This window comes from Tenacibaculum singaporense (assembly GCF_003867015.1).
Lineage (GTDB): Bacteria > Bacteroidota > Bacteroidia > Flavobacteriales > Flavobacteriaceae > Polaribacter > Polaribacter singaporensis.
In genome coordinates this window covers 3,371,092-3,383,861 of record NZ_CP032548.1, presented here as the reverse complement: position 1 = coordinate 3,383,861, position 12,770 = coordinate 3,371,092, and the positions used below count along the sequence as shown (strand labels likewise).

Here is a 12,770-nt window from a genome sequence, read left to right as displayed (position 1 = left end):
TTTTAATGAGTAATTTTTTGTTTTTCATACAAAAACAAAAACCTCGAGATATGTCTCGAGGTTTTCTATATTTATCTATGGCGATTCGCCATTACATCATTCCTGGCATTCCACCACCCATTGGAGGCATTCCACCACCTGCAGGAGCATCTTCTTTAATATCAACTAAAGCACACTCAGTAGTTAAGATCATTCCAGCAACAGAAGCAGCGTTTTCTAAAGCTACACGAGTTACTTTCTTAGGATCAATAATACCAGCCTCTAACATATCTACATATTGTTCAGATTTTGCATCGTAACCAAAGTTTTGGTTTTCTTCTAAAACCTTATTGATTACAACTGAACCTTCACCACCAGCATTTTCAACAATAGTACGTAATGGAGATTCAATAGCTCTATTTACAATTTGAATACCTGTAGTTTCGTCTAAATTCTCTGTAGTAATAGTTTCTAACACCTTTTTAGCACGTACTAAAGCAACACCACCACCGGCAACAATTCCTTCTTCTACAGCGGCTCTTGTAGCATGTAAAGCATCATCAACACGGTCTTTCTTTTCTTTCATTTCCACTTCAGAAGCAGCACCAACATATAGTACAGCAACACCACCAGCTAACTTCGCTAAACGCTCTTGTAACTTTTCACGATCGTAATCAGAAGTAGTCGTCTCAATTTGTGCTTTGATTTGATTTACACGAGCTTTGATTTGTGCTTCGTCACCAGAACCATTAACAATTGTAGTGTTATCTTTATCAATAGTTACTGTTTCTGCAGTACCTAATAAATCTAAAGTTGCATTTTCTAATGAGAAACCTCTTTCCTCAGAAATTACGGTACCACCAGTTAAAATAGCGATGTCTTCTAACATTGCTTTTCTACGATCTCCAAACCCTGGAGCTTTTACAGCAGCGATTTTTAATCCACCACGTAGTTTGTTCACAACTAAAGTAGCTAAAGCTTGTCCGTCAACATCTTCAGCAATAATTAATAAAGGTTTACCAGATTGAGCAACTGGCTCTAAAATTGGAAGAATTTCTTGTAAGTTAGAAATCTTTTTATCGAATAATAAGATATAAGGATTGTCTAAGTCAGCAATCATTTTATCAGCATCTGTTACAAAGTAAGGAGATAAGTATCCACGATCAAATTGCATTCCTTCAACAACATCAACATAGGTGTCAGTTCCTTTAGCTTCTTCAACAGTAATCACTCCTTCTTTTCCAACTTTACCAAATGCTTCAGCAATTAAGTTACCAATTACCGCATCGTTATTAGAAGAAATTGCAGCTACTTGCTTAATTTTTTCTGATGAATCACCAACTTCTTTAGATTGTTTTGCTAAATCTTCAGTAATAGCGGCTACTGCTTTATCAATACCACGTTTTAAATCCATAGGGTTAGCACCTGCAGCAACATTTTTTAATCCTTCTTTTACGATTGCTTGTGCTAATACAGTCGCAGTAGTAGTACCGTCACCTGCTAAATCGTTAGTTTTAGAAGCTACTTCTTTTACCATTTGAGCTCCCATGTTTTCTAACTCATCTTCTAACTCTACTTCTTTAGCTACAGAAACTCCATCTTTAGTTACATGAGGAGCTCCGAATGATTTAGAAATAATTACGTTACGCCCTTTAGGACCTAAAGTTACTTTTACTGCATTTGCTAATGCATCTACTCCACGTTTTAATCCGTCGCGAGCGTCTACATCAAATTTTATATCTTTTGCCATGTTTGTTTAAGTTTTTTTGCCGTTAGCATATAGCTGTTGGCTTGGTTTTAAATTTTTTGTTTAATAGGCTAATAGCGAAAAGCTAATAGCAAAGAAATTTTAGATAATAGCGAAAATGTCGCTTTCTCTCATAATTAAATAATCTTTTCCTTCTAATTTAAGCTCTGTACCAGCGTACTTTCCGTATAAAACAGTATCACCAACTTTTACAGTTAAAGGCTCATCTTTTGTTCCGTTTCCTACGGCTACGACAGTACCTTTTTGTGGTTTTTCCTTTGCGTTGTCAGGGATGATGATTCCTGATGCTGTAGTAGTTTCTGCTGCAGCTGGTTCAACAAGAACTCTGTCTGCTAAAGGTTTAATGTTTAATCCCATTTTATATATTTTGATTGATTAAATTAATTTTACTGGTAGTATTTTGTCAGAAATTATGCCATTAGGTTTTTGCTGACAATTTTTCTAATACATTAGATTAATAAATAAAAAAAATGCCAACGTGTCATTTACGTTGGCATTTTATATTCTATTTTTTTTAGAAACTATTGAGCGCTATCTTTAGCTGTATCTGTTGCTGCTGGTGTAGCAGGAGTTGTTGTAGTTTCAATATTGTTTAAGGTTTCATTTAATTGAGGAGCGTCAGCTGCATTTCCTCTTGGAATAGCAAAGTTAGCTAATAAAATTAAAGCAAACATAGTAATAGCTAATGTCCATGTAGTTCTGTCTAAAAAGCTATTCGTATTTTGTACACCTCCAATATTTTGAGCTCCACCGCCTCCAAATGATGAAGATAATCCTCCACCTTTAGGATTTTGAACCATTACAATTAAGATTAATGCTATTGCAACAATCAATATTAAAACTAAAAGTAAAGTATACGTTGTCATCTATTTATTGTTTTGTAAAATTTGTATTCTTTTAATTTGGTCTGCAAAGAAACCACTTTTTTCTGGATATTTCAAACTTAATATTTTATATGCTTGAATAGCACTATCATATTTCTTTTGTTCTAAATATACTTTAGCCAAAGTTTCGGTAGCTAATTGATTATTTTGTTGATTTTCGGATATTTTTATATCCGAGGTATTTGTTTTGCTAGGGCGAGAAATTTTTGGAGCAGTTTCAATAAAACGATCAATAATAGCTTCGTGCTCAGATTTAACTGGAGTTTTGCTTGTTTGTTTTTCTGAAATTTTATTATTTAAAGTTCTAACTATAGCTTTTTTAGATGATAGTTGTAACCATTGATTGAAAGAAAAAGTTTCGTTTTGTGTGAAAGAAAGAGGTTTACCAATAGCTAAATCTTCTTCTATTGCTGAAACTTTTATTTGTTTCCTTTTAGGAAGAATTTTGTCTTTTAAACTAATCTTTTCTTCTTTTATAGGAGCTTCTTTGAAAGCTTCAGAGGTAATAAAATCAAATAAAACAGTTCTGTCACTGGTGTGAGCTGCCGTTATTTTTAACTCGTTGTTGTATTTATAACTTTCTTGATTTTTTAAAATTTTTAAACGAAGTGCTCTAGCTGATTGAAAATAAGGATATTCTTGAATGATATCAGTAATATCTGAAAGATGTTCTTGCGAAATTAATTCAGGCTTTTCTAATAACTGTATGTATAAATCCTTATTCAAAAAATTACCATTTTGCCACTGAGGCATTAAAAATATCTTGCGTAATACGTTCTATAATTTCATCTAAAGCAGTTTCTAAAACCCCTCCTGTTAATTGTTGATTAGCTCCGTAATCGTAGTAAAAAGAAAAACGTTTTTCAAAATTATCTTTCTCTTCTAAAGCATTAACAAAGTTTACATTTACAGTAATTGTTAATCGGTTTTGAGCAGCTGTTTGTTGAGCTGTTGCACTCATTGGTGTAATACGATAGTCAACAATTTCACCAGAAAAATGTAAATCACCACCGGAATTCACCAAGGTTAAATTAGTTTGACGAGTGAATAAATCTTGTAAATCTTGTGTGAATTTTTGACTAAGTATTGGTTCAACTAAAGGTGCTTGGTTAGGAAAAAAATCAACCTGAATTGTTTTTGCATTTCCTGTGTTTCCACCAGTAAAAGAGTATGCTCCACAACCAATAATGGTTGTAAAAGTAATAAGTAACGATACTATATAAAGAGTTTTTTTCATTTAAAGTTGAATAATTTTTTAAAAGTAAACAATGTAGCTATTATAAATCGTATTGTTTTATTTTTCTGTATAAGGTTCTCTCAGATATTCCTAATTCTTTGGCAGCTAATTTACGCTTACCATTGTTTTTTTCGAGAGACTTTTTTATCATTTCTATTTCTTTTTCTTGTAACGATAAACTTTCATCTTCCTCAATGGTTTCCGCATAATCATAATCATTTTGATGAGAAGTTGATTTTGGAATTTGTACTACCTCAATGTTTGAAGCTTCTGATAAATCTTGATCTTGATAAATACGTTCAATTAAACGATGATTGTCTTCTTGTACCTGTTGAGAGTTTCCGTTTTGCATTAAATCTAGCGTTAGCTTTTTTAGATCATTAATGTCATTACGCATATCAAACAAGATTTTATACATGATGTCTCGTTCATTAGCAAAATCTGATTGACTTGTAGTTCTGTCACCTACAACAGCAGGTAGATTACTACGGTTTTCAGGCAAATATTGAATTAGTTTTTCAGGGGTAATTAGCCTATCTTCCTCAACTATTGATACTTGTTCGGCAATGTTTTTTAATTGACGAATATTACCAGGGAAATGATAGTTCAATAAAACCTTTACAGCATTCTCATTTAACCTGATGGTAGGCATTCGGTATTTTTGTGCAAAATCGGCAGCAAACTTTCTGAACAGTAAATGTATGTCTTCTCCACGTTCTCTTAAAGGAGGTAGTGGAATTTCTATAGTACTTAAACGGTAATATAAATCTTCACGAAATTTCTCTTTAGAAATAGCTTCGTGCATATTAACGTTGGTTGCAGCTACAATACGAACATTTGTTTTTTGTACTTGTGAAGATCCTACTTTTATAAATTCTCCATTTTCCAATACACGTAACAAACGCACTTGAGTGGTTAATGGAAGCTCACCAACTTCATCTAAAAAAATGGTTCCGCCATCAGCCACTTCAAAATACCCTTTTCGGGTTTGTGTAGCTCCTGTAAAAGCTCCTTTTTCATGTCCAAATAACTCACTGTCAATCGTTCCTTCAGGAATAGCACCACAGTTTACTGCAATATATTTTGCATGTTTTCTGTGTGATAATTGATGAATTATTTTTGGGATATTTTCTTTTCCAACACCACTTTCACCAGTAACTAGTACCGAAATATCAGTAGGAGCAACACGAATCGCTTTTTCAATAGCGCGATTTAGTTGCACATCGTTACCGATAATGCCAAAGCGTTGTTTTATAGCTTGTAAATTTTCCATTTCTTTTTTAGAATAGAGAAAAAAGAATAGAGAGAAAAGAAAAATGTAATCTTTTCTCTTGACTCTCTTTTTATAAATTAATTATTGTCAGAATATCCAACAGCCGTACCTTTTAAGGTAGTAGAAGTACAATCTTCAATTTTTACATTTACAAAATCACCCATTTTATAGTTTTCTTTAGGGAAAACAACTACGGTGTTTTGTGTGTTACGACCTTTCCATTCGTTTTCGTTTCTCTTTGAAGTTCCTTCAATTAAAACTTCCTGAATTTTCCCTACATGTTCTTTAGCTCTGTATAAACTATGTTCTTGTTGTAGGTTGATGATTTCTTGTAAACGACGTTTTTTGATAGCTAAAGGAACATCATCTTCCATTTTCTTAGCAGCTAAGGTTCCTGGTCTTTCTGAATAAGCAAACATAAACCCGAAGCTATATTTTACATAGTTCATCATGTCTAAAGTATCAAGATGGTCTTCTTCAGTTTCTCCACAGAAACCAGCAATCATATCTTGACTTAAAGCCATTTCAGGAACAATTTTATAAATATTGTCAACTAACTCCATATACTCTTCACGAGTGTGTTGACGGTTCATAGCTTTAAGCATATTGTTACTTCCACTTTGAACAGGTAAGTGAATGTATTTACAAATGTTTTGGTGTTTTGCCATTACATGAATCACATCTAAGGTCATATCCTGTGGATTAGACGTAGAAAAACGGAAACGCATTTTAGGAAACTCAGTAGCACACATGTCTAATAATTGAGCGAAATCTACTGCAGAAGCTTGTGCTAATTCAGATGCTTTTTTGAAATCTTTTTTCAATCCACCACCATACCATAAATAAGAATCAACATTCTGTCCTAATAAGGTAATTTCTTTGAAGTTTTTTTCTTGCATACTGCGAATTTCTTCAATAATACTCTTAGGGTCACGACTACGTTCACGGCCACGAGTAAAAGGAACTACACAGAATGTACACATATTATCACAACCACGAGTAATTGAAACAAATGCAGAAACTCCGTTAGAGTTTAAGCGTACAGGAGAAACATCAGCGTACGTTTCTTCCTTAGATAAAATTACATTTACAGCATCTCGACCCGCATCAACTTCTTCAATTAAATTTGGTAAGTCTCGATACGCATCAGGACCAACAACTAAGTCAACGATTTTTTCTTCCTCTAAAAATTTTTCTTTCAGTCGTTCTGCCATACAACCTAGTACACCAACTTTCATAGTTGGGTTAGTTTTTTTAACAGCGTTGTATTTTTGAAGTCTGTTACGAACAGTGGTTTCTGCTTTTTCACGAATAGAACAAGTGTTAACTAGTACAAGATCTGCATCTTCTAGGTTTTGTGTGGTATTAAAACCTTGTTCAGCTAAAATTGACGCCACAATTTCGCTATCGTTCATATTCATTTGACAACCATAACTTTCTATAAAAAGTTTTTTGTTGTTTCCTTCTTTGTGTTCTGTAACAAGGGCTTTTCCTTGTTTTTTCTCATCAATTACTTTCTCTACGTGTTCCATAAATCCTTAAATCGTACTAAAATAGGCTGCAAAGATACAACCAAAAAGTGTAATTTGTGACAAATTGACATGGATTGTTTTTTTAAGAAAAAGTAAAATTTTGTTAAAAATGACCCATTAAAAAAAAACTATATACTTTTGCAAACTGAATTATACCTATATTATTAAGGTGTAAAATGAGATAAGAGATATAAGACGTATGGCAAAAAATTTAGTAATAGTTGAGTCACCTGCTAAGGCGAAAACAATAGAGAAGTTTTTAGGAAAGGACTTTCAGGTTGAATCGAGTTTTGGACACATTGCAGACTTACCATCTAAGGAATTGGGTGTAAATGTAGAAGGAGATTTCAAACCGAAGTATATAGTTTCTACCGATAAAAAAGCGGTAGTAAAAAAACTGAAAGACTTAGCAAAGAAAGCAGAAACTGTTTGGTTAGCATCCGATGAAGACCGCGAGGGAGAAGCTATAGCATGGCACTTAGCGGAACAATTGAAGTTGAAAAATGAAAACACTAAGCGTATTGTTTTTAACTCTATTACTAAAAATGCAATTTTAAAAGCAATTGAAAACCCACGCACAATTAATTACAATCTTGTTGATGCTCAACAAGCAAGACGTGTGTTAGATAGAATTGTAGGATATGAATTATCTCCTGTATTATGGAGAAAAGTAAAACCAGGATTGTCAGCAGGTAGGGTGCAATCGGTTGCAGTACGTTTAATTGTAGAACGTGAAAGAGAAATAGAAGGTTTTACACCAGTAGCTTCTTATCGTGTTGATGCAGAGTTTGTAAATGCAGAAGGAAAAAAGTTTAAAGCAAAATTAGCAAAGAACTTTTCAACAAAAAAAGAAGCTGAAAATTTCTTAAATTCTTGTTTAGGAGCAGAATTTTCTGTTGCTGATTTACAAAAAAAACCAGCAAAAAAATCTCCAGCACCGCCATTTACTACATCGACGTTGCAACAGGAAGCGTCAAGAAAATTAGGTTTTCCAGTTGCCAAAACTATGATGGTAGCACAACGTTTGTATGAAGCAGGGTTAATAACCTACATGAGAACAGACAGTGTAAACTTATCTGATGATGCAAAAAAAGCTGCTCAAGCAGAAATTATAGCTTCTTATGGTGAAGAATATAGCAAGCCACGTAATTATGCAACTAAGTCTAAAGGAGCACAAGAAGCGCATGAGGCAATTCGTCCGACTAACATGGAGAATCATGAAATTACAGGTGAGTATGATCAAACAAGATTGTATAGCTTAATTTGGAAACGCACATTAGCTTCACAAATGAGTGAAGCTAAGCTAGAACGTACCGTCGTAAAAATAGATAACAATAAGAATAAAAAGCAGTTTACTGCAAATGGAGAGGTAATTACTTTTGAAGGATTTTTAAAAGTATATTTAGAAGGTACAGACAACGAAGAGGAAGAACAGGCAGGAATGTTACCTAAAATGGAAGTAAATGAAGAATTAATAAACGAGTTGATAACAGCAACTGAGCGTTACACACGTCCGCCAGCAAGGTTTTCTGAAGCATCCTTGGTAAAACAATTAGAAGAGTTAGGTATTGGTCGCCCTTCTACGTATGCACCAACCATTTCAACTATTCAAAGAAGGGAGTATATTGAAAAAGGAACTGTAGAAGGAAAAGAAAGAAATTACACTCAATTAAGTTTAGCCAATCAAGAAGTGTCAGAGCAAATTTTAACTGAAAGAGTAGGTTCAGATAAAGGAAAGCTCGTGCCAACAGATATAGGAAATATAGTAAATGATTTCTTAGTAGAAAATTTTGATGCAATTTTAGATTATGGTTTTACAGCTAAAGTAGAAAATGAATTTGATGAAATTGCAGAAGGAAAAGAAGATTGGATAGCAATGATTAAAGACTTTTATAAAAACTTTCATGTTGTTGTAGAAGATGTTGCTGCAAATGCAGAAAGAGCAAAAGGGGAACGTTTATTAGGTGTAGATCCTGAAAGTGGAAAGAATGTGTATGTGCGTTTAGGGCGTTACGGAGCAATGGTGCAGATAGGAGAGGCAACTGATGAAGAGAAACCTCGTTTTGCAAGTTTACAAGGTGACCAAACAATGAATTCAATTACCTATGAAGAGGCAATGGATTTATTTAAGTTGCCAAAAACATTGGGAGACTATGAAGAGAAAGAAGTAGTTGTAGCTAATGGAAGATTTGGTCCTTATATTAAATTTGATGGTAAATATGTATCGTTAGATAAAGGAGAAAATCCAATGTCTGTAGATATGGATAGAGCTATTGAATTGATTGAAGCAAAAAGAAAAGCAGATGCTCCTATTGGAGAATATGAAGGAATGCCAATTCAAAAGGGAGTAGGGCGTTTTGGCCCTTTTATTAAATGGAACTCTATTTTTATCAACGTAAATAAAAAATACGACTTTGATAATTTAAGTCAAACAGATTTAGAAGAATTAATAGAAGATAAAAAAAGAAAAGAGCGTGAAAAGCTAATCCACAATTTTGAAGAGGTTGGTATTCGTGTAGAAAAAGCACGCTGGGGACGTTTTAATGTAATAAAAGGAAAGATAAAGGTAGAACTGCCAAAGACAACAGAGATAGAAAAACTAACACAAGAAGAGGCTGTTAAAATGATTGAAGCAAAAACACCTAAGAAAAAAACAGCTAAAAAGAAAGCAACCAAAAAAAAATAAAGAAGCTTTCAGAAAAAAAATAGTTTAGTATATTGCGACTCCAAAAATTCCCCTAATAAATGAATATAGACTTCTTTTCCCCTATTGAAGATTCTGTAGCTACTCGTGTAGTTTTACAGCCTTCTTCTGTATTAGGAAGAACTATTCAACTACATACTGTTCAAGATGGTTTTCCAGATTTAACAGAAGTAACTATCGCAATTTTAGGGGTTAAAGATGATAGAGGAGCAGCAGGTAATTTAGGGAGTGGTAAAGAATTACACGAAATTCGTAAACATTTGTATCAATTATTTCCTGGTAACTGGCATACTCGTATAGCAGATCTCGGAAACATAGAGAAAGGAAATACATTAGAAGATACCTACTTTGCTGTTAAATCATCAGTAGCATTTTTACTAAAAAAAAATATACTTCCTGTAATAATTGGGGGAGGACAAGATTTAACTTACGCAAATTATAGAGCTTACGACGAACTAGAGCAAACAGTTAACTTAGTAGTTGTTGATAGTCGGTTTGATTTAGGCTCATTAGAAGAAGAATTAAGCTCTCAATCTTATTTAAGTAGAATTGTAATGGAGGAGCCTAATAATCTGTTTAACTTCAGTAATATAGGGTACCAAACCTACTTTAATTCTCAAGAAGAAATAAATCTATTAGATAAATTATATTTTGAAGCCTACAGATTAGGAGAAGTTAAAAACATAACATTGGTAGAACCAATAATGCGTGACGCAGATGTTGTAAGCGTAGATATAGGCAGTGTACGTCAAAGCGATGCTCCTGCAAATAAAAATGCTTCGCCAAATGGATTTTATGGAGAAGAGTTATGTGCTGTTGCACGTTATGCAGGGATAAGTGATAAGGTAACATCTTTTGGAATTTACGAGTACAATAGCCTTTTAGATTTAAATCATCAAACAGCAAAATTAATAGCTCAAGTAATTTGGTACTTTATAGAAGGAGTAAATTCAAGAGCTAAAGATTACCCATTTGTAACCAAAGAAAGTTACCAAAAGTTTACGGTACTTTTAAATGATGATGATCCAATAAACTTTTATAAGAGTGATAAAAGCGGTCGTTGGTGGATGGAAATAAATTTAATATCAAATAATAAACACAAAAGACATGCGTTAATACCATGTAACTATCGAGATTATGAACAAGCATTACAACAAAAAATACCAGAAAGGTGGTATAAGGCTTTGCAAAAGCTTGTTTAAAAGAAAGTTGTATGTTCTGTAAAAAATAATAATTCGTAATTGTTTTTTAATAAAAAAAATAATAGGTTTACGCCTCTTTTATAAGAAAGATTTAATATGAAAAAAATAACAGTACTTGCATTGTTAGCATCTATCATTTACTCTTGTGGTTCAAGTGGTGATAGGGGAGAGTTAGTAGGAGTGAAATCTAAAAGGAAATGGTTTGCTGAAAAACCATATGGTATGGCTAAAATCCCAGGAGGATCTTTCACTATGGGAAAACAAGATGAAGACCCTATGGGGGCTATGAATGCTCCAACTAAAACAGTTACGGTACAACCATTTTACATGGATGAGACTGAAATAACAAACAGTGAGTATAAAGCCTTTGTTCATTGGGTAAGAGATTCCATAACAAGAACTAAATTAGCTTATCAAGCAGAATTTGCTTCTTTAGGAGGAGAGGATGCAGCTAATACAGGTAAAAATGCACAAGGAATACAATTATATGCTTTTGCATCAAAAGATACTGTTAATGAAACTCCGTATGATAAGTACATGCGTGAAAATTATTACGAATTAGGAGAAGGATTAGATTCACTAAAACCATTAAACTGGGAAGAAGAGTTAATTTGGGATTCACAAGAATATCCTGATGCTGATTATGTAGAGGTGATGGACTCTTTATATATTAGAAAAGATGAGGCTTTAAATGGAATTAGAACATTTAATACAAAATTATTAAACTATAGGTATTATTGGTTTGATAATGAAGCTGCAGCAAGAACAGGTAAGAATAGAAGAGATTTCTTAAAAGACGAAGTTATAAATGTGTATCCAGATACAACAGTATGGATAAAAGACTTTAATTATTCATACAATGATCCAATGCATCAAGAGTATTTCGGACACAAAGCGTATGAGAATTACCCAGTAGTAGGGGTAACATGGAATCAAGCAAAAGCATTCTGTCATTGGAGAACACAAACAAAAAATAATTTTCAAAGATCTAGAAAGAAGTTAGGTTTAGTGCCTGCTTTCAGATTGCCTACAGAAGCAGAGTGGGAATATGCAGCACGTGGAGGATTAGATTATGGTAAATATCCTTGGGGAGGACCTAGTACAACGAGTGATAGAGGATGTTTTTTAGCAAACTTTAAACCAGTTCGTGGAGATTATGCAGCTGATGGAGCCCTTTACACAGTTGAAGCAATGTCTTATAATCCTAATGAGTATGGATTGTTTAATATGGCAGGTAATGTTTCAGAATGGACAAATACAGCTTACAATCAAATGTCTTATTATATGGGGTCTACCATGAACCCTAATGTTGAAATAAAAGAAAATAGAAGAAAGATAATACGTGGAGGATCTTGGAAAGATGTAGCATATTTCTTAGAGGTAAGTTCTCGTGATTGGGAATACGCTGACACCGCAAGAAGTTATATCGGATTTAGAACCGTACAAGATTATTTAGGTACCAATAAAAGTAATTAAACAAGAAAACAAGAATAAATATTAATCCCCAAATTTTAAAAATCAAGAATTATGGCACAATCAAAATCAACTAAAAAAATGTTCAACATGGCTTACGGTTTAGGAGCCGCAGTAGTTATTATTGGAGCATTATTTAAAATTTTACACTGGCCTTTTGGAAATGAAGTATTAATGGTAGGTATGATTGTTGAAGCAGCAGTTTTCGCATTGTCAGCGTTTGAAGCAGTTGAAGACGATTTAGATTGGACAAAAGTATACCCAGAGTTAGCAGATGGACAATCATCAGGTAACAAAAGAGATAAAAAAGTTTCTGCTTCACCAGAAGAAGCACAAAGCATGTTATCTCAAAAATTAGACAATATACTAAGTGAAGCTAAATTAGATGCTCAATTAGTATCTCGTTTAGGAGACAGTATTAAAAGCTTCCAAGGAGCAGTAGAGCCATTAGCTTCAGCTTCTCAATCAATTTCAGCTACTAATAGTTACAATGAACAAATGTCTAGAGCAGCAGCTCAAATGGAATCATTAAATAGTTTATACCAAACTCAAGTAGAAAATGCTAGTAAACAAGCCGATTTAAACTCAGCTATGGTAGAAAACTCTCAACGTTTACAAGAGCAAATGCAATCGTTAGCAACAAACCTATCTTCATTAAATGGAGTATATGGAGGAATGTTAACTGCAATGTCTAACAAATAATTAATTAGTTTAATCT

The 12,770-nt window shown here is 33.5% G+C and carries 11 protein-coding genes; 4 read left to right on the top strand and 7 right to left on the bottom strand.

Annotation, left to right across the window (positions count from 1 at the left end; translation table 11 throughout):
• Positions 1–91: 91 nt before the first annotated feature.
• The 7 genes from groL to miaB form a co-directional block, all read right to left on the bottom strand.
• The gene (gene groL, locus D6T69_RS15260; protein ID WP_099215891.1) at positions 92–1,729 is read right to left on the bottom strand and encodes a chaperonin GroEL; all 1,638 of its coding nucleotides are present in this window, start codon (positions 1,727–1,729) and stop codon (positions 92–94) included.
• 99 nt (positions 1,730–1,828) lie between these two features.
• The gene (locus D6T69_RS15255; RefSeq protein ID WP_047788560.1) at positions 1,829–2,104 is read right to left on the bottom strand and encodes a co-chaperone GroES; all 276 of its coding nucleotides are present in this window, start codon (positions 2,102–2,104) and stop codon (positions 1,829–1,831) included.
• A 164-nt stretch (positions 2,105–2,268) separates the two neighbouring features.
• Complete coding sequence (gene secG / locus D6T69_RS15250) at positions 2,269–2,613, bottom strand: preprotein translocase subunit SecG (RefSeq protein WP_047788559.1); 345 nt, start codon at positions 2,611–2,613, stop codon at positions 2,269–2,271.
• The gene (locus D6T69_RS15245; RefSeq protein WP_125068882.1) at positions 2,614–3,384 is read right to left on the bottom strand and encodes a hypothetical protein; all 771 of its coding nucleotides are present in this window, start codon (positions 3,382–3,384) and stop codon (positions 2,614–2,616) included.
• A complete protein-coding gene (locus D6T69_RS15240; protein ID WP_125068880.1) occupies positions 3,362–3,868 on the bottom strand; it encodes an LptE family protein in 507 nt (168 codons plus the stop codon). The genes D6T69_RS15245 and D6T69_RS15240 overlap by 23 nt, the downstream gene beginning before the upstream one ends.
• Before the next feature lie 40 nt (positions 3,869–3,908).
• The gene (locus D6T69_RS15235; protein WP_125068878.1) at positions 3,909–5,141 is read right to left on the bottom strand and encodes a sigma-54 interaction domain-containing protein; all 1,233 of its coding nucleotides are present in this window, start codon (positions 5,139–5,141) and stop codon (positions 3,909–3,911) included.
• 77 nt (positions 5,142–5,218) lie between these two features.
• The gene (gene miaB / locus D6T69_RS15230; protein WP_125068876.1) at positions 5,219–6,673 is read right to left on the bottom strand and encodes a tRNA (N6-isopentenyl adenosine(37)-C2)-methylthiotransferase MiaB; all 1,455 of its coding nucleotides are present in this window, start codon (positions 6,671–6,673) and stop codon (positions 5,219–5,221) included.
• 199 nt (positions 6,674–6,872) lie between these two features.
• Between miaB and topA the strand changes: the two genes are divergently transcribed.
• The 4 genes from topA (at position 6,873) to porL (ending at position 12,754) form a co-directional block, all read left to right on the top strand.
• The gene (gene topA / locus D6T69_RS15225; protein ID WP_125068874.1) at positions 6,873–9,359 is read left to right on the top strand and encodes a type I DNA topoisomerase; all 2,487 of its coding nucleotides are present in this window, start codon (positions 6,873–6,875) and stop codon (positions 9,357–9,359) included.
• Between the two features lie 59 nt (positions 9,360–9,418).
• The gene (locus D6T69_RS15220) at positions 9,419–10,579 is read left to right on the top strand and encodes a formimidoylglutamase (protein ID WP_125068872.1); all 1,161 of its coding nucleotides are present in this window, start codon (positions 9,419–9,421) and stop codon (positions 10,577–10,579) included.
• A gap of 96 nt (positions 10,580–10,675) precedes the next feature.
• On the top strand, positions 10,676–12,055 hold the full coding sequence (gene porK / locus D6T69_RS15215) for a T9SS ring complex lipoprotein PorK/GldK (RefSeq protein ID WP_073181772.1): 1,380 nt from the start codon (positions 10,676–10,678) through the stop codon (positions 12,053–12,055).
• A gap of 51 nt (positions 12,056–12,106) precedes the next feature.
• Positions 12,107–12,754, top strand: a complete 648-nt coding sequence (porL, locus tag D6T69_RS15210; protein ID WP_073181770.1) for a type IX secretion system motor protein PorL/GldL — start codon at positions 12,107–12,109, stop codon at positions 12,752–12,754.
• Positions 12,755–12,770: the final 16 nt, after the last annotated feature.